Source organism: Streptomyces sp. NPDC093064 (assembly GCF_044754605.1).
Lineage (GTDB): Bacteria > Actinomycetota > Actinomycetes > Streptomycetales > Streptomycetaceae > Streptomyces.
Genome location: NZ_JBIVPK010000018.1, coordinates 44,153 through 64,558, shown reverse-complemented (window position 1 = coordinate 64,558; position 20,406 = coordinate 44,153). Strand labels below are relative to the sequence as shown.

Annotated in this window: 17 protein-coding genes and 4 pseudogenes; 13 read left to right on the top strand and 8 right to left on the bottom strand. The window is 69.4% G+C overall.

From position 1 onward, the window contains the following. Positions 1–71: 71 nt before the first annotated feature. The 4 genes and pseudogenes from ACIQFZ_RS22345 to ACIQFZ_RS22330 form a co-directional block, all read left to right on the top strand. Positions 72–431, top strand: a complete 360-nt coding sequence (locus ACIQFZ_RS22345) for a zinc ribbon domain-containing protein YjdM (RefSeq protein ID WP_365430836.1) — start codon at positions 72–74, stop codon at positions 429–431. A gap of 159 nt (positions 432–590) precedes the next feature. Then, a complete protein-coding gene (locus tag ACIQFZ_RS22340; RefSeq protein ID WP_402691977.1) occupies positions 591–932 on the top strand; it encodes an ArsR/SmtB family transcription factor in 342 nt (113 codons plus the stop codon). Then, positions 929–1,390 (top strand): annotated as a pseudogene (locus ACIQFZ_RS22335) (SulP family inorganic anion transporter); the annotation flags it as partial. The gene ACIQFZ_RS22340 and the pseudogene ACIQFZ_RS22335, both read left to right, overlap by 4 nt. Continuing rightward, positions 1,371–1,904, top strand: a pseudogene (locus tag ACIQFZ_RS22330) (ISAzo13 family transposase); the annotation flags it as partial. The pseudogenes ACIQFZ_RS22335 and ACIQFZ_RS22330, both read left to right, overlap by 20 nt. A 14-nt stretch (positions 1,905–1,918) precedes the next feature. On the opposite strand, the gene ACIQFZ_RS22325 reads toward ACIQFZ_RS22330, so the two are convergent. Next, positions 1,919–2,164, bottom strand: a complete 246-nt coding sequence (locus ACIQFZ_RS22325) for a Smr/MutS family protein (protein ID WP_189315772.1) — start codon at positions 2,162–2,164, stop codon at positions 1,919–1,921. A gap of 137 nt (positions 2,165–2,301) precedes the next feature. Then, positions 2,302–2,529: a helix-turn-helix domain-containing protein gene (locus ACIQFZ_RS22320; RefSeq protein ID WP_402692001.1), complete on the bottom strand. Its 228-nt coding sequence runs from the start codon at positions 2,527–2,529 to the stop codon at positions 2,302–2,304. A gap of 832 nt (positions 2,530–3,361) precedes the next feature. Between ACIQFZ_RS22320 and ACIQFZ_RS22315 the strand changes: the two are divergent. Beyond that, positions 3,362–3,451, top strand: a pseudogene (locus ACIQFZ_RS22315) (IS5/IS1182 family transposase); the annotation flags it as partial. Positions 3,452–3,634: 183 nt separating this feature from the next. Here the strand turns inward: ACIQFZ_RS22315 and ACIQFZ_RS22310 are convergent. From ACIQFZ_RS22310 to ACIQFZ_RS22300, 3 genes are all read right to left on the bottom strand, one after another. Then, positions 3,635–4,513, bottom strand: a complete 879-nt coding sequence (locus ACIQFZ_RS22310) for a copper homeostasis protein CutC (RefSeq protein WP_383058088.1) — start codon at positions 4,511–4,513, stop codon at positions 3,635–3,637. Then, complete coding sequence (locus ACIQFZ_RS22305) at positions 4,510–6,033, bottom strand: M81 family metallopeptidase (protein WP_402691976.1); 1,524 nt, start codon at positions 6,031–6,033, stop codon at positions 4,510–4,512. Before ACIQFZ_RS22305 ends, ACIQFZ_RS22310 begins: the two co-directional genes overlap by 4 nt. A gap of 252 nt (positions 6,034–6,285) precedes the next feature. Beyond that, complete coding sequence (locus ACIQFZ_RS22300; RefSeq protein WP_383058085.1) at positions 6,286–7,536, bottom strand: ROK family protein; 1,251 nt, start codon at positions 7,534–7,536, stop codon at positions 6,286–6,288. 311 nt (positions 7,537–7,847) lie between these two features. On the opposite strand from ACIQFZ_RS22300, the gene ACIQFZ_RS22295 reads away from it, so the two are divergent. The 5 genes from ACIQFZ_RS22295 to ACIQFZ_RS22275 all read left to right on the top strand — a co-directional run bounded on the left by ACIQFZ_RS22295 (position 7,848) and on the right by ACIQFZ_RS22275 (position 14,458). Beyond that, positions 7,848–9,665, top strand: coding sequence for a peptide ABC transporter substrate-binding protein (locus ACIQFZ_RS22295; RefSeq protein ID WP_365425013.1), 1,818 nt, complete (start codon positions 7,848–7,850; stop codon positions 9,663–9,665). Positions 9,666–9,844: 179 nt separating this feature from the next. Next, complete coding sequence (locus ACIQFZ_RS22290; RefSeq protein WP_365425012.1) at positions 9,845–10,804, top strand: ABC transporter permease; 960 nt, start codon at positions 9,845–9,847, stop codon at positions 10,802–10,804. Beyond that, positions 10,801–11,700, top strand: a complete 900-nt coding sequence (locus ACIQFZ_RS22285; RefSeq protein ID WP_365779127.1) for an ABC transporter permease — start codon at positions 10,801–10,803, stop codon at positions 11,698–11,700. The genes ACIQFZ_RS22290 and ACIQFZ_RS22285 overlap by 4 nt, the downstream gene beginning before the upstream one ends. Next, the gene (locus ACIQFZ_RS22280) at positions 11,697–13,475 is read left to right on the top strand and encodes a dipeptide ABC transporter ATP-binding protein (protein ID WP_402691975.1); all 1,779 of its coding nucleotides are present in this window, start codon (positions 11,697–11,699) and stop codon (positions 13,473–13,475) included. The genes ACIQFZ_RS22285 and ACIQFZ_RS22280 overlap by 4 nt, the downstream gene beginning before the upstream one ends. Before the next feature lie 62 nt (positions 13,476–13,537). Further along, positions 13,538–14,458: an ROK family protein gene (locus ACIQFZ_RS22275; RefSeq protein WP_383058159.1), complete on the top strand. Its 921-nt coding sequence runs from the start codon at positions 13,538–13,540 to the stop codon at positions 14,456–14,458. A gap of 173 nt (positions 14,459–14,631) precedes the next feature. Here ACIQFZ_RS22275 and ACIQFZ_RS22270 read toward each other — a convergent pair whose 3' ends face one another. The 3 genes and pseudogenes from ACIQFZ_RS22270 to ACIQFZ_RS22260 all read right to left on the bottom strand — a co-directional run bounded on the left by ACIQFZ_RS22270 (position 14,632) and on the right by ACIQFZ_RS22260 (position 16,118). After that, positions 14,632–14,979: a hypothetical protein gene (locus ACIQFZ_RS22270; RefSeq protein WP_402692004.1), complete on the bottom strand. Its 348-nt coding sequence runs from the start codon at positions 14,977–14,979 to the stop codon at positions 14,632–14,634. A 202-nt stretch (positions 14,980–15,181) separates the two neighbouring features. Further along, positions 15,182–15,250, bottom strand: a pseudogene (locus tag ACIQFZ_RS22265) (hypothetical protein); the annotation flags it as partial. 706 nt (positions 15,251–15,956) lie between these two features. After that, entirely contained in the window at positions 15,957–16,118 is a 162-nt protein-coding gene (locus ACIQFZ_RS22260; RefSeq protein WP_365779139.1) for an integrase core domain-containing protein, read from the bottom strand. Positions 16,119–16,564: 446 nt separating this feature from the next. Between ACIQFZ_RS22260 and ACIQFZ_RS22255 the strand changes: the two genes are divergently transcribed. The 3 genes from ACIQFZ_RS22255 to ACIQFZ_RS22245 all read left to right on the top strand — a co-directional run bounded on the left by ACIQFZ_RS22255 (position 16,565) and on the right by ACIQFZ_RS22245 (position 19,974). Beyond that, the gene (locus ACIQFZ_RS22255; RefSeq protein ID WP_402691974.1) at positions 16,565–17,827 is read left to right on the top strand and encodes a xylan 1,4-beta-xylosidase; all 1,263 of its coding nucleotides are present in this window, start codon (positions 16,565–16,567) and stop codon (positions 17,825–17,827) included. Positions 17,828–18,153: 326 nt separating this feature from the next. After that, positions 18,154–18,690, top strand: coding sequence for a hypothetical protein (locus ACIQFZ_RS22250; protein ID WP_402691973.1), 537 nt, complete (start codon positions 18,154–18,156; stop codon positions 18,688–18,690). Positions 18,691–18,792: 102 nt separating this feature from the next. Then, complete coding sequence (locus tag ACIQFZ_RS22245) at positions 18,793–19,974, top strand: FAD-dependent oxidoreductase (RefSeq protein WP_383058080.1); 1,182 nt, start codon at positions 18,793–18,795, stop codon at positions 19,972–19,974. Positions 19,975–20,406 lie beyond the last annotated feature (432 nt).

Genomic DNA, 20,406 nt, shown 5'->3' with positions numbered 1-20,406 from the left:
CGTCACGACCTGCGGCGATAACTTTACGAGCCCCACAAGGTCCGAGGCGTGGGGCCGGATACGCTGACGCCGTGATCGAGAATCTTCCTCCCTGTCCGAAGTGCTCGTGTGAGTACACCTACGAGATGAACGCCCTGGTGGTGTGTCCCGAGTGCGGCCACGAATGGGTGCCTGCCGAGACCGGTACCGGAGGCGGCGACCCCGCCGAAGCGCGTGTCGTCAAGGACTCCGTCGGCAATGTGCTGCAGGACGGCGACTCCGTGGTGGTCGTGAAGGCGCTGAAGGTCAAGGGCAGCCCGTCGGGGATTAAGGCCGGGACCAAGGTGCGCAGCATCCGGCTGGTCGACGGGGTCGACGGGCATGACATCGACTGCAAGGTCGAGGGTTTCGGGGCGATGCAGCTGAAGTCGAGCGTGGTTAAGAAAGCCTGATCCACCGCCCCGTCCAGGGTGGGAAGACCAGGCAGCAGCCTGATACTGAATTGCAAAATTTCGCAATTGGTTAGATGCCGTGTTGGCTGTGCTCGCAGGTGGCCGCGGGCACAGTTTTCGCGTTCGCCCCTTGTGGGGGCTGGGGGAAGCTGAGGGGTCGTGTCCGTTCCGCTGTATCCGGCCAAGGCCGCGTTCTTCCGGATGCTGGGGCATCCGGTACGGATGCGGGTGCTGAAGCTGCTGCAGGACGGGCCGATGCCGGTGCGGGACCTGCTGGCCGCCATCGAGGTGGAGCCCTCCGGCCTGTCCCAGCAGCTGGCGGTGTTGCGCTGTTCGGGGATCGTCACCTCTACGCGGGAGGGCTCGACGGTGGTCTACGAGCCGGCCAGCGGGGATGTGGCCGACCTGATGCGGGCCGCACGGCGGATCCTCACCGAGATGCTGGCCGGACGCAACGAGCTGCTGGCCGAGCTGCGGGAAGCCGACGTTGCTGCGCGATGACCACCGCGTTCAGCCGGGTGTGGGCCCGGATCGTGTCGCTGCTGCCCCGTCGCGCCGACCTCGCGGAGGATACGGCGTGACCCGCGCCAGGACCTGCCGGCCAGGCTGACGGTGGCCATTGTGGCGCTGCCGCTCGAGCTCGGGTTCGGTGTCCCCTCCGGGTTGGGTGCCGAGGCGGGTTTGGCGACCGCCGTGGTCGCGGGCGCGGTCGCCGCGGTGTTCGGCGGCTCCAGCCTGCAGGTGTCCGTCCGACCGGTGCCATGACGGTCGTGCTGGTGCCGAGCGCGGGCCGGTACGGGCCGATAGGCGTTCTGACGGTCGATCTGATGGCCGGTGTGATGCTGGTTGTACTGGCCGAGCTGAAGGCCGGCCGCTAGATGCAGTACGTTCCCGCCCTGGTGGTCGAGGGCTTCACGCTGGGCATCGCGTGCGTGATCGGACACCAACACCTACCCCACCGGAGTCAGTGTCGACGACGCCGAGATGGCGGCCCTGCCGCTGACCCGTCACGCCTTCCACGGCGACTGGAACTATGCCCTGAATCCCCGACCAGTCCCGGCCGTTGCGGAACCTCACACCTCCCAGACACCGGTAAACCAGTGGGGCCGTGCACTGCTGTCCAACCCCACACTGACCGGGATGTCCGGCCATCAACTGGACCGTCTCATTCAAACCCTGGCCCCGAAAGGAGACACCCAACGCGGCCGCCCGCCCCGGCTCACCTTCCCCGACCAGGTCCTGGCCGCGGTGCTCCACCTACACGTCAACCTGGCCGCAGAACCCCTCGCCATGCTCTGCGACAGCAGCCGCACCGCCATGCACCGCACTCTGCTGAAGATCAGACGACTACTCGAGGCGGAGGGCATCGCTATCCCGCCGACCACCACCCCACCCGCCGCTCTCACAGCCCTTCACGCCAGAGTCACTGCCCAAAGCAACAGCCCCAACGGCAAGATCAAGACGACACGTTGATGATCGGCAAGCCCTTAGGTGAAGTACACGAGCACGCGGCCGGTGTTGCCCGGATCGGTCTCCCGGCGCACGTACAGCTTCCTGATGTGCTTCTGGTCGAGGAAGGCCAGGACGCGCCTGTGGAGCTGTCCCGACCCCTTCCCCGGGATGATCTCGGCGACCGGATCCCCGGAGTGGGCGGCAGCGAAGAGGAACTGGCGCAGGGCAAGTTCGATGTCGCGGTTGTTCCGGAAGATCGGATGCAAATCCAGGCTGAGCACGCAACAACTCCTCTTGTATGCACCATTTCTCACGCCGGCTGCACTTTACTTGCGTCTCGGCCTTGGTGGTGCCGGGGCCGGTTCCATTCCGGAGCCGCGGTTCGGGCCGATGATCGTGTCGTGTGCCGGGGGCGGGGTCAGGCTGCGTTGTGGGCGGTAAGGGCCACACGGGCGTCGTTGGCGTCGATGGCGATGTTGAGTGAGGCGTCGAGTCCTTTGGCGAGCTTGGCGAGGAGGCGCAGGATGGGGATGGTGTCGGAGCCCTCGATGCGGGAGATCTTGGCCTGGGTCAGGCCGGTGCGGGCGGCCAGTTCGGCCTGGGACAGTCGCAGCTCGGTGCGGCGGTCGTAGACGGCCTTGGCCAGGGCCAGCTTGCCCGGCCCGTCCGCGCAAGGCCGGCGGCGCTGTCGTCGTCCGAGACGGTGTTTTCTCCGCTGGTGAGCCTGCCAGCCGCCGCGGCGTCGGCGAAGCAGCCGGTGCCGGTGTCCACGTCGAAGCCGTGATGGGGGCGGAATTTCACGCTGCCCACGTTGGCGATGGTGACGGCGCGAAACTCGGCCCTCGTGTCGAATCCGCGGCTCTCAGCCCGAGCCGCCCTCGCGCGATCACGAGCGTATCGTTAGTGGTCAGCTCGCCCCTCGGACACCATCGTGCGGGACCTCGGCCCATGGTCGGGGTCCTTGTTGCGTTTTCGTAGCTGATTGTGATGCCCAGGGCTTCGCAGAGGGGCCTTTCTTATCGGCGTCGACGGCCTGGATGCGCTGTGCGATGCCTTCGAGCCTCTCAGTGATCGCTTGGATCTGGTCGGCGGTGAGGGGCGCCTCCTTTCTTCCGAGTGACGGCGGGCAGCGCGTCGAGCTTCTTCTGCGCCGCGTCCTTGTCGCGCTGCGCTTCGTTGGTCCACTGGGTGACGACGGCCGGATCGGCTCCGGCGTCGAGGGCGGCCTGGTAGCGGGCGAGCCGCCGCTCACATTCCTTGATCGCCTGGCGGGCCTGGGTCTGCTCAAGGAGTGGATCTGTGCGGCGCCGGCTGCGATGCTCGCCTGGCTGAGCGCGGTGATGGAGGCGGTGAGCCGACCGGGCTCGAAGGCGCGGGCGATCCATGTATCCAGTGCCCGGCAGACGATGTCTTCGCGCAGGTTGACGGTTCGCGGGTGGTCGAGTCGTTCGCGCTGGCAGGACTGCACCCACCGCTCCGTGATCCGCGACTGTCGGCAGTACGGCGACGGCGTCCACCACGCCGTCCAGGCCGTCGCCCGCATGCACAACCTCGCCCTCAGCGCATGACCAGACACGCCAACGACCCAGCTCAGGCCGCCTGATCACAGCTTTCTGCAACACGCTTCAGGTTCCTGATCGCCCCCGCTTCGGTGATCGGTTCCGGTACACCCACCCGTCCCGAGAGTCCGCGGTCCCGCGCGAACCGCGGACTCTCGGGGCGGCGCGCTCCGGCAGGGAGCGCACGGCCGGTCAGCCGGTTGCCCGCGATTCCAGCATTCTCCTGGCCTCGGCGACCAACGCTGGGTCGGTGACGAAGTACGTGTCCTGCTCGGCGGAGGCGCTGGAGGCGCCGAGGGGGATCCACGCACCCCCGCGCCGGGGTTCGGCGCGGCGCTTCGCGGAGAGGTGGACGCCGGCGACACCGGCGGCGGTCAGGGCCGGGATGTCGGCAGGGCGCACCCCGCCGCCCGCCATCACCTGCACGCCGGGCGCGGCCTCGACCATGGCGGCGAGCGCGGCGAGTCCCTCTCCGGCGGCCGGGGCGCCGCCGGAGGTGAGCACCCGGGTGAGCCCCAGGGCGGGCAACAGCGCGGCGGTGGCGACCGGGTCCGCGGACACGTCGATCGCGCGGTGCAGGGTCACCTCGACGGGGCGGCCCGCGTCATGAGCCGCCGCGGCGAGGCGCGTGACGGCGTCGGTGTCGAGGCTGCCGTCGGAGGTGAGCGCGCCGACGACCACGCCGGCGGCGCCGGAGGCGATCACGGACCGCACCTCGGCGACCATCAGGGCGATCTCTTCGGCTTCGTGGACGAAGTCGCCCGGTCGGCAGCGGACCAGGACCTGCACCGGCAGGCCTACTGCGGCGACCGCCTCGACGAGGGCGGCCGACGGGGTCAGACCGCCCAGTTCCAGGCCGGTGCAGAGTTCGACGCGATCGGCTCCGTGGTCGAGGGCGACACGGGCACCGGCCGGTGAGGTGACGGCGATCTCCAGTGTGGGCCGGCGGACCGGTCCGGCTGGGCCGGTCCGCCCGAGTCCGGGAACCTCGTCGGCCGCCACCGGTGCCGGGGCCCGGCCCACGCCGCCGGCCCCGGGCGGGCCGAGGGGCCGGGTGGTGTGGTCGGTCATTCGTCGTCCCCGGTGAGCGGCTGGTTGGAGGCGGGGATGATACGGGCTGTCAGGTCCGGGTCGGCCATGTCCCGGTCGAAGGGGAACATCGGGCGGCGGATACGGCGGTGGCCGAGGCGTACCAGGTCCTGGTCGACACCGCCGGGAGTGAGGGCCATCTTCCAGCCGACCGACATGTCGAACAGCTCGGGCTCCAGGTAGCCGATCTTGACGATCACGATGTCGGCGGAGCGCGGGTCGAGGTCGAGGTCGGTGAAGTCGTGCTCGTGGTGGTACGGCTTGCGCAGCCCGGTGAGGATCGCGTACACGCTGCCGACCCGGATGACGACCTCGGTCCCGGCGTCCCGGTCGCCGTGCCGGATCGCGTGGACCACGCCGGTGAGGGTGACGGGGCCGGCGTGCCGGTCGTCGACCTCGGCGCCGGCGCTGACGGTGACGGTGGCGCCGACCCCGGCGGCGACGGCGGTCTCGATCGCGGCGGGGCCGGGTACCGAGGCGTAGATGACGGTCGGCCCGTCCTCCTTCTGGAACTCGGGGCGCTCCAGCAGCCGGGTCAGGCCCCAGGTGACGTCACCGGCGCCGCCCGCGGTGGGGTTGTCGCCGGTGTCGCTGATGAAGTACGGCCGCTGGTCGGAGGCGAGGGCCTCGTCGAGGAGTTCGTCGTAGGTGCCGGTCGGGGCGACGAAGTCGAAGTCGTGGCGGGCGTTCCAGAAGCCCCGGGCGAGTCGTTCGGCCCCGGCCGAGACCGCCGCCGTGTCGTCGCCGGTGACGACCACGACGGCGCGGTTGCGGGGTTCGTCGGCCCAGGCGTAGCCGACCCAGATGGCGGCGTCCGTCACGCCGTCGGCGGCTTCGACCTCGTCGACCGCCGCGTACACGCTCTTCGCGGGTTCGATCCGGGTGGAGGTCTGCTCTCCGGCCAGCAGCACCGGGACCGGGACCCACGCCTTGACCGGGCGGGGGGCGCCGGACGCCAGCAGGTCGACCAGGTTGCGGACGGCACGCTCCTTGGTCTCCATGTGGTCCTCGTGCGGGGCCATCCGGTAGCAGGTGATCAGGTCGCTGCGGTGGGTGAGTTCGCGGGAGACGTTGCCGTGCAGGTCCATCGAGGTGGAGATGATCACGTCGGGGCCGACGGTGGCGCGGATCCGCTCCAGCAGCCCGGCCTCGGCGTCGTCGATCCCCTCCACGGTCATGGCGCCGTGGATGTCGTACCAGAGACCGTCCAACCGGGGCAGCGCGGCGAGGCGCTCGATGAGCTCGTCGGTGAGTGCGGTCCAGGCGGCGGCGGTGACGGTGCCGCCGGGCAGCGACTTGCCGACCAGTGCGCCGTGCCATTCGGCGGCCTCACGCAGTTCCTCGCCAGGGGTGAGGAAGGGGTACCGGTCGAAGATCTCGGCGCCGCGCGAGGGGTGGAAGGCGGGGGCTTCGGTGCGGGCCGGGGAGAAGGTGGAGGACTCGATGCCGAGCCCGGCGACGGCGATGACCGGGCGGGCGGCGGGGGTGCGGGTGTGCGACATGGCTCCTCGGGCGGGGTGTGGTGCGTGAGGCTCGTTCCGCGGCCCGTCACGAGGGGGCGTGCCGCGTACTTCGATATCTGGGCGGGTGCGGGGACTTCGGGAGTGGCCCCTGGACAGGTCCCTGGGTTCAGGGCTCGGGGGCCGGGGCCGGGGGATCGCCCGGGGGCCGGGGTACGGGCCGCGGTTCCCGGGCGGGTACGTCACCGTGCGTGCGGAGTAATTTCCGTGACTGCCAGGCTTTGTGCAGCGGCGTCAGATCCCTCCGCGGCCCGCGGCGGTGTGCTGCTGGTCGGCGCCGGGGGTGGCGCGGCCGATGTCGCCGAGGGCGCGGGTCAGGGCACGCTGCAGGGCGAAGAGTCCGGCGCCGACCAGGCCGGCGTCGGCGCCGAGACTGGCCCGCTCGATGGTGAGGTGTTGGGTCACCAGCGGGTGGCAGCTCTCGTAGAGCTTGCTGCGCACCGCGGCGACGAACGGTTCGAGGGTGGAGAGGATGCCGCCGAGGTAGACGGCGTCCGGGTTGAAGAAGTTGACGTTGGCGGCGAGCACCTGGCCGAGGTGGTCGCCTGCCCTGCGGACGGCGCGGGTGGCTTCCGGGTCGGCGTCGGTGGCGAGCCGTACCACGTCCTCGGGGCTGGCGACGTCGAGACCGCGTTCGCGCAGGATGCGGACGAGCGCGGCGCCGGACGCCACCGTCTCCAGGCAGCCGGTGTTGCCGCAGGAGCAGGGGATGTCGGCGCCGCCGTCGATGCGGATGTGGGTGATGTCGCCGGCGGCTCCGGTGGCGCCCCGGTAGAGGCGGCCGTCGGCGATGACGCCGGCACCGATTGCCGAGCCGATCTTCACCATGATCGACTGCCGGTGCTCGGCGGGCCTGACGCTCTGCTCGCCGACCGCCATGCAGTTGGCGTCGTTGTCGACGGCAGCCGGGACCCCGAAGCGCTCCTCCAGCCAAGCGGCGACCGGGAAGCGGTTCCAGCCGAGCATCCGGGACGGCAGGACGACGGCGCCGGAGGCGACGTCCACCGGCCCGGGCAGTGAGAGTCCGACGCCCCGGAGCCGGTCGCGTCCACGCTGCTCGGCGAGGGACTCCAGGTGCTCGACGAGCCTCGGCAGGGCGGCCTCGGGACCGTCGGCGACCTCGAACGGGACGTTGGCGACGTCACGGACACCGCCGCCCGGGAGCACCACACCGATCCGGGCATGGCGGCCGCCGACGTCGGCGGCGACGGCGTACTCGTCGTTGCTGCCCGCCCTGAGGACCCTGCGGGGGCGGCCGCCGGTGGAGGACTGGGTGCCCTCCTCGGCGATGAGCCCGCGCTCGACCAACTGAGCCACGGTGAGGGAGATGGTGGAGGCGGCCGTGCCGAGGAGTTCCGCGAGTTCGGCGCGGGACGACGCCTGGCCCGAGGCGACGAGTTCGAGGACCCGCGTGGCGAGGGTGGCCGTGCCCTTCGGGGACACGCCCTTGGTGGTCTTGCGGTCCCGTGCACTTATTTCAGTCATGTACGAAGTAACTTCCGCAATGGTGGGTGTGACGGAGACAGTACGCCCGTCCAGGCGGGCGGGGAACAGCTCCATGAAGAAAGTGGAGAGTGTCGATGCAAGTGAAATCGCCTCAAACTGACGCATAGACACCGCCTGAGGCGCCTGGAATGGATGGATGTGACTTTTGTCGAGACTGTAGAAACTTACTTTTTACTAATTCTTGTTTGTTTGTTCGGCGAGTCCGTCGTTGACTGTCGGCCGTACACAGCGCCGACCCCGCGGCGCCGACCCGGTCTCCCGGGACGGGTCCTTTCACTCTGAGGAGAGCCATGTTCCTTGCTCACACGGCGGCCGGCCGCCGCTGGGCCCTCGTCGCGGGTGCCGCCGTCACCACCGGCGCGCTGCTCACCGGCTGTTCCGGCGGCGGTACCTCGTCGTCCTCCGGCTCGGCGTCGTCGGACACCATCAACTACGCCCTCCCGGCGAACTTCACGCCGAACTGGATCCTCCCGGTCGGCACCGCCTCGCACCTGAACACCAACAACTCCTCCATATCCCAGGCCGTCTGGGAGCCGCTGATCGCGTACGACGGCTCCACCGGCAAGGTCGGCTGGAACAAGGACAACTCGCTGGCCACCGACGCGAAGTTCGCCGCTGACAGCAAGAGCGTGACGATCACCCTCGGCGATCGTCACTGGAGCGACGGCAAGCAGATCACCTCGCGCGACGTGGAGTTCTGGTTCAACCTGGTCAAGGCCAACAAGGCGGACTGGGCAAGCTACAGCCCGGGCAAGGCACCGGACAACTGGACCTCCTTCAAGACGATCGACGACACGCACTTCACGATCACCTTCGACAAGGCGTACAACCAGGAGTGGATGCTCGCCAACGAGCTGAGCATGATCCGCACGATGCCGCAGCACGTCTGGGACAAGACCAGCGACTCCGGCGCCGTCTCCGACCTGGACCGCACCGCCGCCGGCGCCAAGAAGGTCTGGACGTACCTCAACAACGCCGCCAAGAAGATCTCCGGCTACGCGACCGACCCGCTGTGGAAGACGGTCAGCGGCCCGTACACCATCAAGTCGTTCTCCACCGCGGGCAAGGTCGAGCTGACCGCCAACGCGAAGTACGACGGCGGCGGCAAGGCCAACATCAAGAACGTCAACCTGCTGCCGTTCACCACCACCGACGCCGAGGAGAACGCGCTCCGCGCCGGCACCGTCGACTACGGCTACATCAACGCCACCGACCTGAGCCAGGAGTCGTCCTTCAAGGCCAAGGGCTACTCGGTGAAGCCGTGGACCGGCTGGGCGATCACCTACATGCCGTACAACTTCAACAACCCCGCCATGGGCCCGGTGTTCAAGCAGCTGTACGCCCGCCAGGCGATCCAGATGTCGGTGGACCAGGCCACCCTCTCCAAGGTGGTCTTCAACGGCACCGCCGTCTCCACCTACGGCCCGATCCCGCAGGGCCAGGACTCGTCCTTCGTCTCCCCGGAGCAGAAGACCAACCCGTACCCGTTCGACACGGCCAAGGCGAAGAAGCTGCTCACCGACCACGGTTGGACCCAGCAGGGCGACACCATGGTGTGCAACAGCCCGGGCACCGGCGACAACCAGTGCGGCGCGGGCGTCGACAAGGGCACCAAGTTCGAGATGGAGGTGCTGTCCCAGTCCGGCTCGACCGTGACCGACAACATGATGAGCGCGCTGCAGTCGTCGTTCGCGAAGACCGGCATCAAGTTCGGCATCAAGACCGCCCCGGTCAACTCCGTCCTGTCGCAGTCCGGCCAGTGCACCGCCGACGAGTCGAGCTGCAAGTGGCAGCTGTCCTTCTTCGGCACCGCGGGCAGCTGGTACTTCCCCGCCTACCCGAGCGGTGACTCGCTCTTCGCCACCGGCGGCGGCTCCAACTTCGGCAACTACTCCAACGCCGAGGTCGACAAGCTGATCACCGAGACCACCACGTCCTCCTCGAACGAGGCGGTGCAGAAGTACAGCGCCGCGCTCGCCAAGGACCTTCCCGTGATCTGGCTGCCGGAGCCCGACTACCAGATCTCCGTGGTCAAGGACGGCCTCGGCGGCTTCGCCCAGGACTCCCTCGCCAACTTCCACCCCGCCATGTGGAAGTGGACCAAGTAGGCCCGATCGGTGCCCGCGCGGGCCGACGGCACCCGGCCGGCTGCCCGGGGCCCGCGCGCGTCCGCGCCACACCGGAACCCACCACTTCGGCACCCGCCACACCGACACCCACGTCGCAGTGACGTCCATGTCCAGGTGACATTCGCGCGCACCACAGAGACGAAGCGACCGGAAAACACATGAGCACTTCCTCGTACCTGATCAGACGCGTCCTCCAGGCCGTCGCGGTGATCGTCATCGTGACGATCGTCGTCTTCGGCCTGCTGCACGCGTTGCCCGGAGGCCCCGCACGCGGGATCCTCGGGCCGCAGGCCACCGCACAGCAGATCGCCCACTTCAACCACGAACAGGGCCTCGACAAGCCCCTGCCCGTGCAGTATTTCTACTACCTCGGCCAACTGCTGCACGGGGACCTCGGGACCTCGTACACCCTCAACGAGCCGGTCTCCCAGCTCATCACCGAGCGGCTGCCGAAGACCTTGGTCCTCACCGTGCTGTCGGCTCTCGTCGGCCTCGTCCTCGCCATCCCGATGGGCATGTGGCAGGCCGTGCGCCGCAACAAGCCGGTGGACTACGTCATCACCACGCTGAGCTTCATCGCCTACTCCACGCCCGTGTACTTCCTCGGGCTGATCCTGGTGCTGGTCTTCAGCCAGGGGCTGGCGTGGTTCCCGTCGCAGGCTCCGCAGGGCGAGACGCTGGGCCAGGTGTTCTCCGAACCGCAGGCCCTGGTACTGCCGGTGGTCGCGGGCGCGGCCTCCATGATCGCGGTGTTCAGCCGCTACATGCGGGCGGCCACCCTGGAGAACCTCTCCGAGGACTATGTCCGCACGGCCAGGGCGGGCGGCTCCCGCGCCCGCGCCATCCTGTGGCGGCACGTGTTCCGCAACTCGCTGACGCCCGTGGTCGCCATGCTCGGCTACTACGTGCCGGTGCTCTTCGGCGGTGCCCTGGTCGTCGAGCAGCTCTTCAACTACCCCGGCATGGGGCTGCTGTTCTGGACCGCGGCGCAGTCCTCCGACTACCCGGTCCTGCTGGGCTGCGTCCTGGTGATCGCCGTCGCCACCGTCGTCGGCACCCTGCTCGCCGACATCGTCCAGCGGATCATCGACCCCCGAGTGAAGGCAGGCCGGGCATGAGCGCCGTCATCCAGCCGGACATGGCCCCGACGAAGGCCGCCGAGCCGCGCGATGCCTCCGGCGCACGACTCGCCGTCCGCCGCTTCCTGCGCAACAAGCTGGCCGTCGTCGGACTCGCCGTCGTGGTCCTCTTCTTCCTGTTCTGCTTCGCCGGTCCGCTGGTGTACTCCACCGACCAGACCCACACCATGCTCCAGCAGGTCAACCTCGCCCCCAGCGGCGCGCACTGGCTCGGCACCGACGCCGTCGGCCACGACGAGCTGGGCCGGCTGATGTACGGCGGCAAGGTCTCCCTGATCGTCGGCGTCGCCGCGGGCGTCCTCGCCACCGTCATCGGCACGCTGTGGGGCGCCGCCGCCGGTTACGCGGGTGGCTGGATCGACGCCGTGATGATGCGGATCGTCGACGCCGGCATCGCCATCCCCGCGCTGTTCATCCTGCTGGTGGTCTCCGCCATCACCACGCCGGGCCTGACCGGTCTCGTCGTCATCCTGGGCCTGGTGTCCTGGCTGGTGCCGTCCCGGCTGGTCCGCGCCGAGACGCTGACCCTGAAGAACCGGGACTACGTCCTGACCCTGCGCGCCATCGGCGGCACGCACGCCCGGGCGATCCTGCGTCACATCCTGCCGAACTCGGTCTCCACCATCATCGTCGCCGCGACCTTCCAGGTCGCCGACGCCATCCTGCTGGTCGCCTACGTCTCCTATCTGGGCATGGGAGTCCGGCCGCCGCAGACCGACTGGGGCGGCATGCTCTCCGCCGGTCTCACCGCCGCCTACTCCGGCTACTGGTGGCTCATCCTGCCGCCCGGCCTGGCCATCATCCTGGTGGTGTGGGCGTTCAACGCGATCGGGGACGGACTCCGCGACGCATTCGATGTGAGGGGACGCGGATGACCGCCACCACCAAGGGCTCCGCCGCCCGCACTGCGGCGTCCGGCCCGATCCTCGAACTCGACGACCTCGGCGTCGTCTTCACCACCGAGACCGGCGACGTACCCGCGGTCAGGAGCGTGTCCCTCCAGGTCCAGCCGGGCGAGACGCTGGCCCTGGTCGGCGAGTCCGGCTCCGGCAAGTCGACCATCGCGCTCGCCGCGATGGGCTTGCTCTCCGGGAACGCCCGCGCCACCGGCAGCGCCGTCATCGCCGGCACCCAGATCGTCGGCGCATCGGAGAACGGCCTCGCGGCGCTGCGCGGCAAGACCGTCTCCATGGTGTTCCAGGAGCCGGCCACCGCGCTCGACCCGCTCACCCGGATCGGGAAGCAGATCACCGAGGTGATCCGCAACCACCGCGAGGTGTCCGCCAAGGACGCCGCCGCCGAGGCCGTCGAACTGCTGCGCCGGGTCGGTATCCCCGAACCGGAGAAGCGCGCCCACGCCTACCCGTTCCAGCTCTCCGGCGGACAGCGCCAGCGGGTCGTGATCGCCATGGCCATCGCCAACGAGCCAGGCCTGCTCATCGCCGACGAGCCGACCACCGCCCTCGACGTGACCGTGCAGGCCGAGATCCTCGACCTGCTGCGCCGGCTCGCCGTCGAGACCGGCACCGGCGTGCTGCTCGTCACCCACAACATGGGCGTCGTCGCCGACTTCGCGGACCGGGTTGCCGTCATGTACCACGGCGAGATCGTGGAGACCGGATCGGTCGAGGACGTCCTGCTGCGCCCCGCCCACGACTACACCCGGCGCCTGCTGGCCGCCGTGCCCCGGCTGTCCGTCGCCGAGGCCGCAGACGGCACCGGCCGGCTTGCCGCGTCCGTGCCGGCCCAGACGAACCGTTCCGCGGCCGAGCCGTCGGCCTCGCCTGCCGGGCCCGGCGGCCCCGAGGGCGAAGCGGTGGTCGAACTGCGTGACATCAACGTGGTGTTCGGCCGCGGCAAGGCCGCCGTACGCGCCCTCGACGGAGTGTCGTTCCGGGTCGGGCCGGCGGAGACCCTGGGCCTGGTCGGCGAGTCCGGCTCCGGCAAGTCCACCGCCGCCCGGGTCGCGCTCGGCCTGATCCCGCCCACCTCCGGCACCGTCTCCCTGTTCGGCGCCGACCTCGGCCGCACCCGCGCCCGGGCCCGCCGCGCCTTGCGGGCCGGTATCGGTGTCGTCCTCCAGGACCCGGTGGCCTCCCTCGACGCCCGGATGACCGTCGGCGAGTGCATCGCCGAACCCCTCCGGGTGCACCGTCGCGACCTGTCCGCCAAGGACCGGCAGGCCAAGGTCGCCGCCGTCCTCGACCGGGTCCGGCTGCCACGCGAACTCGCCCGGCGCGCGCCCCGCGAACTCTCCGGCGGACAACGCCAGCGGGTCAGCTTGGCCCGAGCCCTGATCCTGGAACCCCGGCTGCTGGTCGCCGACGAACCCACCAGCGCACTCGACGTGAGCGTGCAGGAAGCGGTCCTGGAGGTCATCACCGAACTCCAGGGCGAACTCGGCTTCGCCTGCCTGTTCGTCTCCCATGACCTCGCCGTCGTGCAGCACTTCGCGCAGCGCGTCGTCGTGATGCGCGCCGGCCGCATCGAGGAGCAGGGCTCCACCGGGACGACCCTGCTGCATCCGGAGACCGACTACACACGCCGTCTGCTGGCCGCCGTGCCGGTGCCCGACCCGGTGGTGCAGCGGGGCCGCAGGGCCGAACGCCTGGCCACCCTCGCGGCCGGCCGTACGGAGGCCCAGGCGTGACCGGACCTCTTCTCTTTCCCTACACCCCGCAGGACCCTGCCATTCCCACCACCCTCCGGCCGCTGTTCGCCGGCATCGACATCGGCGGCACCACCACCCAGGTGGTGGTCTGCTCGGACGACCTGACCGTCCTCGACCGCGCGGAGGCCGCCACTCCGGCGCTCGAGGGCGGCCGGGCCATGGTCGGCGCCGCGCTCGACGCGCTCGCCCCGCTGCTGGCCCGCACCCCGGGCCGCCTGGTGGGCGCCGGAATCGGCGCCGCCGGGGTGGTGGACTCCGCGAACGGCCGCATCCTGGTCGCAAGCGACTCCTTCCGCGGCTGGGCCGGCTTCGCCGTCACCGCCGCCGTCGAGGAGGCCCTCGGCGTCCCGGCCTTCCTGGACAACGACGTCAACGCCTTCCTCTACGGGGAGGTCTGCGGCGGAGCGGTGCGCGGCGAGGCCGACGTCCTCGGCATGACCCTGGGGACCGGCGTCGGCGGCGCTCTGTGGACCAACGGCGCCCTGTACGCGGGTCCGCACGGCGCGGCCGGCGAGATCGGGCACATCCCCGGCTTCGGTGACCTGCCCTGCTCCTGCGGCGGCCGAGGCCACCTGGAAACGTTGGCCTCCGGCCGCTCCATCGGGGCTCGTTACGCCGACCGCACCGGCCACCGCCTCACCGCCCGCGAAGTCGCCGAGGCCGCCGCCCACGGCGACGAGGACGCTCTCGCGGTGTACCGCGCCGCGGGAGCGGGCATCGCCCGCGCGATCGTCATCACGGCGGGCGTCGTCGACATCACCACGGTGGTCGTCGGCGGCGGCGTCAGCCGCGCCTGGCCCCTGCTGGAGCCCGTCATCCTGTCCGCCCTCGCCGTCGACCCCCCGGTCAGCGGCCACCCCGTCCGCCTGGTCCAGGCCGGCCTGGCCTCCGACGCCGTCCCGGTCGGCGCCGCCGCCCGCGCCCGACGCGAACTGGGCACGGAGGCGAGAGCGACGGCGTAGGGACAGGACCACCGGCCCCCGAAGTCCGCGGGCCCGACCCGCGGACCACACCGGCATGGCGGCCCGGGTACGCGTGGAGCCGGCGTGTGAGCAATGTCCTCGCCTCGCGCCACCTGTCCGGGCGGGTGGACCGTGTTCACCAGAGCCGTCCTTGCGCCACCGCGAGCGTGTCGTCAGCGGTCAACTCCCCCCTTGGACACCATCGCGTGGGACCTCGGCCTTATGGCCGGGGTCCTTGTTGCGTTGTGGTGGGTGATGGTGACGTCGAGGGCTTCGTGGAGGCAGCCTTTCTTATCGGCGTCGACGGCCTGGATGCGCTGTGCGATGCCTTCGAGCCTCTCAGCGATCGCTTGGACGACGGTGAGGTGCGGTTCCGGCTTCCGGGGGACGGCGGGTAGGGCGTCGAGCTTTGTTTGCGCGGCTTCCTTGTCGCGTTGTGCCTCGTTGATCCACTGGGTGACAACGGCTGGGTCGGCTCCAGTTTCGAGGGCGGCTTGGTAGCGGGCGTAGGCGGCGCTCACAGTCCTTGATCACCTGGCCTGCTTGGGCCTGCTCGGGTGTGCGACCCCCTGCGGTGCTTGCTGCAACGCTTGCGAGGGTGAGCGCTTCGATGGTGGCGGTGAGCCGGTCGGAGGCGAAGGCGCGGGCGATCCACTGGTCGAGGGCCTGGCACACGAGGTCTTCGCGCAGGTTGACTGTGCGTGGGTGGGCGACGCCGGGGTGGACGGCGGCTTCCTCCTCTTTGAATTCACAGCGGTAGTAGACGTGGCTTCGGATGGTGGCCGGCTGCATCTTGCGTCCGCACAGGCTGCACCGGACCCTCCCGCGCAGGGCGTAGGGGCGTCCGCCTCGCTTTCCAGCTCGTGCCTGCTGGCCCATATAGCCGGTGTAGCGGGGATTGAGGAGGATGGCGCGCACGGCGCCCTGCTGGGGTGGGGGCCGGCGTCGGTGATCCGGTAGCCGTAGGGCGGTCGTCCGCCGAGGTAGCGGCCCTGGAGCTTGGCCTGGGAGCTCATGGCGGTGCGGACCCGGATCTTGATGCGGTTGTGTTCTCCCTTGCTCATGCCGCCGAAGACGGACATGACGAGGTCGTGGGCCTCGTTGTCCGGGTCGATCGGCCCGCCGACCTCCGGGACCCACAGGGGGATGCGGAAGTGGACGAAGACGAGGAAGGTGTTGCCGAACTGGTTGCCGTAGAAGGTGCGTTGCGGCGCCCCGATCACGACGGCGTCGAATCCGCGGTTGGGGTTGCGGAGCGGCTGTGGCGGTCGCCGCCGACAGCACCGGCAGTCCCAACTCGCCCTCGACCGGCCGGTTCGCCGGCAGCGACGGCATCTGCACGCACGGCGACAGCACCACGGCGTCCGCGTCAGCGAGCTTCAGCCGCTTGTAGTGCTCACGCAGGTCCTGAGGGTCGAGCCGGGCGACTGCCAGGATGTCCGGCCGCGCATCGGCCTGCTCCAGTGCCCCGAGTTTCGTGGAGTCCGGTGATCTTGTTTCAGGCGGGCCGCGGGGCTTGCTCCGACTTCCGACAGTGGTCGTGTTCGTATTCAGCAGGCGGTAGGTAGTCGAGGGCGGAGTGGAGCCGTTCCTCGCCGTACCACGTGACCCATTGGAAGATCGCCTGCTCGGCCTGGTCGAAGTCCTTGCATCGTGCCAGTCCACTCGCCGGTCGTGATCTCTTTCAGGAAGTTGGCTTCCATCTTGAATTAGTGATCGCGGAAAAAGAGCCGGCGGTGAGAATCGCACCTCGTTCGGCGGTCATAAGGAGCAAATCTGCCCCCCAATTCGAGGAGTGCCGAAGACCTAATACGTTGCTGCCGCGCGGGCTGGAGAAATGGCTGCGACACGCCAACGAACAGTCAAAGAGCGCGTACAGGTCGAGCGCTAGGGTGTTCAGCGATCAAGAGCGCTGAGGCCCGGCGCTCATTTGGTTCGCGATTCCTCTGAAGCCCGGTATTCGCGTTCCTTCTTGCGTTCGCAGGCAAGCATTCACCTTTGTGGGAGAAAGACGGAGCAGCGGTGCGAGAAAAAAGGACAAACACAACTCGAAACACTCGCACGGGGCGGTTGGTGGCGTTGGCCGCAGCTGCGGTGGCGTCGGCGATGCTGACGTCGGCCACTCCGCCCGAACAGACGAAACCGGATGTCGGCTGGGGCTTCACGCACACGCAGTACAGTGCCGACGAGGCCAGCGGCACCGCCACCACGCACGTCGAGGACCTGCTCTCCGGGAGGGGGATGCCGGAGAACCAGCACATCATGGGGTGGGGCGTGGGCAATCCTGAGCCGGTCAAGGGCCGTTACGACTTCAAGGGGATGGACCACCGTATCGACTTCATACGTAAGTCGGGCGGCACGCCGGTCGTGACGCTGTGCTGCGCCCCGGACTGGATGAAGGGCGGCCAGGCGGGCGCCGACAATACCGATTGGAGCCAGTCCGCCCTGGAGACCGCCCCGACGCCGGATCACTTCAAGGACTTCGCCACCCTCGCCGCCACCGTCGCCAAACGCTATCCGGACGTACGCCACTTCATCGTCTGGAACGAGTTCAAGGGCTTCTGGAACAACTCCAAGGCCCGCTGGGACTACGAGGGCTACACCAAGCTGTACAACCTCGTATACAAGGCGCTCAAGCAGGTCAACCCCAAGATCATGGTGGGTGGCCCGTACCTCGTCATGGACAGCGTCGACCCGCGGCGGAAACAGGACGCCTCCACGGCGCTGCGCGGCACCTGGGGTGCCATGGAGCAGCAGGCCCTCGACGCCTTCGCCTACTGGAGCAAGAACAAGGTGGGCGCCGACTTCGTCGTCGTGGACGGCCCCAGCTACACCAAGGACGGCGACCTGCTGCCCGACGAGTTCGCCGCCACCGACAAGTTCACCGCCGTCGGTTCCTGGGCGCGGAAGCAGACCCACGATCTGCCGCTGTGGTGGGCCGAGTACTACGTGGAGCCCGCCGACGGCAACGGCGACCGCAAGGGCTGGACGGAGGACCACCGTGTCGCCGTGCAAGCCACCGGGATGATCGCGATGGTCAAGGGCGGTGCCTCCTCGGGTTTCTACTGGAACCCGGAGGTGGAGAAGGGCACCGACTGCCCGGGCTGCCTCTGGACGCCGACCGACACCGCGGGCGGCGGCAAGGCGCTGCCCATGTACGACCTGGTCTCCCGGTTCGGCAAGGAGTTTCCCTCGGGCACCGAGCACCGGACGGTGCCGGTGGCCAAGGACGACGTCCCCAAGGTCCGGGTCCTCGCCACCGACAAGGTCGTCCTCGTGGTGAACACCCTCGACCGTGCGATCAGCGCGCAGGTTGACGGCAAGAGGTTCGAAATGAAGGCGTACGAGGTGAAGTGGCTCCAGCGCTGAGCCGCATGGGGCTCCCGCGCCGATCCGCTCCACCTTGTGCGCGGATGGCGATCAGCCCCTTCCCTGTGGTCGGGAACCGCTGCATCAGCGAGGCCAGCAACACCGTGAGCAGGGGCACGGAGAACCAGAAGCCGCTCTGCAGCAGCAATTGGATGCCGCTGAGTACAGGTTCTTCACGTACGGTTGCGGGTCAGTTACGTTGCGTTGACTCAACCCCGTATGATGGGTGGGGTCATGGAGACTTCGACCTTTCTGTCCCGAATGCGACGTTCCGGCCGAGTGCCGGCCTCGGTGGGGTTGCGGCTGCCCGGGCGAGCGTGTTCTCGGTGACGGGCACCGTGCTGGCGGTCGCGGGACACCACGTCGTGTTCGACGTCTCGCCATCCTGGGCCGACCGTGGGGTCCTGGCCGGGCTTCTCTTCGCCCTCGCCGTTCCTGCCTCTGGTCGACCGAGCCTCATCACAAGTCAGTTGGGGCTGGCCTTGGGCACGCAGGTGCTCGGAGTGTGCTGGTTCACCGCGAACGCAGTGCCCGCGTACGACCGGTTGTCCGGGGCCTGGCTCATGGTGATGGCCCATGTCGCCATGACGGTGCTGATTGCCTTCCTGCTGCACGGCGCACACGACGGCAGCTTCATCCTGCTCCGGACGGCAGCGACTGAACTGCGCTCCCTGTGTGCCTGGTTGTGGAGCATGCTCTTCCCGCGTCTCGGCGCCGAAATCCCGGTCATCGCACCCGCGACGGCACTCCCACTCTCCGGACCCGCACGCGCTTCCCCGCATGAGCTCATGCTGGCGGACTGCGTCGTACGTAGAGGCCCCCTCTCGGCATGCCCTGCACAGCCGCCTGAAGGCCGGTCGTAGACACCTCGTGTCCTTGATCGGGCGGCCGGCTGCACATCCGCTCACGGGCCAGAGTTCGCACTTTACGGGGCTGCCTCGCGGGCTACCTCAAGGAGGAATTACATGTCCACGACGGTCGTCGTGATCGGGGCGGGCCCTTATGGCCTGTCCACTGCTGCGCATCTCAAGGCGCGCGGCCTGCACGTCAGGGTCTTCGGCTCGCCGATGGCGAGCTGGGCCGAGAACATGCCCGCGGGCATGCTGCTGAAGTCGCCGCCGAGCGCGTCGGTGCTGTCCGCACCGAAGCAAGGGTTCACGTTGGACGACTATTGCCGGCAGACCGGGGAGACCCGGCTGACCGGACACGATCCTGTGCCGGTCGAGGTGTTCGTCCGCTACGGGCGGTGGTTCGCCGAACAGTGGGTGCCAGAAGTGGAAGACGTCCGGGTGCTCGGGGTCGACCGTCAGGTCGACGGTTTCCATCTCAAGCTCACCTCCGGTGAGGAGTTGCGGGCGGCGGCCGTTGTCGTAGCCAGCGGCCTGGACGGATTCGCGTACGTGCCCGAACCGCTGTCCGCCCTCGTCCCTGAAGGGTTGGTCTCGCACAGCTCTCAGCACGCCGACCTCGGGAAGTTTGCCGGCCGGGACGTGGTCGTCGTCGGTGCTGGGCAGTCCGCGCAAGAGAGCGCGGCGCTGCTGCACGAGGCCGGGGCACGTGTCCAGCTCGTCGCCCGCACGGACCAGTTGGTGTTCGGGGCTGGGCCGACGCCTCCGCCGCACTGGCAGCCGGACACCCCTCTCGGGCGGTCCTGGGGCCTGTACGCGTTTGTCCATCAGGCGGCGGCTTTCCGTTTCCTGCCCAAGGCCACCCGGCTGCGGCTGGTGCGGCGAGTGCTGGGGCCGTTCGGTTCCTGGTGGCTCAAGCCGCGCGTGGACGGGGTGGTGCCGGTGCACCTGGGGCAGCAGGTCATCGGAGCCCAGCGCGATGGTGACGGTGTCACCCTGACGACCCGGGACGGCGATGGGCGGACCCGCACGATCGAGACTGCCCACGTGTTGGCCGCCACCGGTTACCGGGTCCGTCTGGACGCGCTGGACTTCGTCGCTCCCGAGGAGCGGTGCGAACTGGCACGTACGGGCGGGTTCCCGGCCTTGGACGCCGGACTGCAGTCGTCCGTGCCCGGCCTGTACTTCACCGGCATCCAGGCGGCGGCGACCTTCGGACCGCTGCTGCGGTTCACGTGCGGTACGGAATTCGCGGCACCGCGGCTAGCCGCCGCTGTGTTCGCGAACAGGAGGGGCTGACCGGGCGGCCGGTCGGACAGCCCCGGCCGACCGGTCGTCGAGTCGACGCGCCTGCATCGGACGGGCCTCGGTTGTCAGCTGGTGACGTGGCAGTGAGGCGAGCTTCTCTGTCGTCGCCGCAGCGGTGGTCCACGCGAGTGCCGGGACCGCCGCTGCGGTGGCGAGCGGCTGTCCGCCACTGTTCGTCGGCTTTGTCCCGCAGTTACACGCTCACGCGCCCCCTCGATGCGAACTACCGGCGGCGCGGTCGCTGAGGTCTGTCCGGCTGATCAGATGTTCGCTGGCGGGTGACGCTGGTGGGCTGCGGTCGCGGCGGTTGCTGTGCTTTGCTGCTGTCCAGTACAACCTCACCGTGCTCGGTCTTCCCAGGGGTCGTAGCGCTTCGGTCGGGCTGGATGTGCGTACTCGTGGAAGAGGCCGCCAAGTCGGTCA

What these genes read in the sequence shown, in the direction of transcription:
- ACIQFZ_RS22310 (WP_383058088.1), bottom strand. Translation starts at nt 4,513, where the DNA reads ATGACCGACCACACCACCCGGCCCCTCGGCCCGCCCGGGGCCGGCGGC.
- ACIQFZ_RS22305 (WP_402691976.1), bottom strand. Translation starts at nt 6,033, where the DNA reads ATGTCGCACACCCGCACCCCCGCCGCCCGCCCGGTCATCGCCGTCGCC.
- ACIQFZ_RS22300 (WP_383058085.1), bottom strand. Translation starts at nt 7,536, where the DNA reads ATGACTGAAATAAGTGCACGGGACCGCAAGACCACCAAGGGCGTGTCC.
- ACIQFZ_RS22295 (WP_365425013.1), top strand. Translation starts at nt 7,848, where the DNA reads ATGTTCCTTGCTCACACGGCGGCCGGCCGCCGCTGGGCCCTCGTCGCG.
- ACIQFZ_RS22290 (WP_365425012.1), top strand. Translation starts at nt 9,845, where the DNA reads ATGAGCACTTCCTCGTACCTGATCAGACGCGTCCTCCAGGCCGTCGCG.
- ACIQFZ_RS22285 (WP_365779127.1), top strand. Translation starts at nt 10,801, where the DNA reads ATGAGCGCCGTCATCCAGCCGGACATGGCCCCGACGAAGGCCGCCGAG.
- ACIQFZ_RS22280 (WP_402691975.1), top strand. Translation starts at nt 11,697, where the DNA reads ATGACCGCCACCACCAAGGGCTCCGCCGCCCGCACTGCGGCGTCCGGC.
- ACIQFZ_RS22255 (WP_402691974.1), top strand. Translation starts at nt 16,565, where the DNA reads ATGCTGACGTCGGCCACTCCGCCCGAACAGACGAAACCGGATGTCGGC.
- ACIQFZ_RS22245 (WP_383058080.1), top strand. Translation starts at nt 18,793, where the DNA reads ATGTCCACGACGGTCGTCGTGATCGGGGCGGGCCCTTATGGCCTGTCC.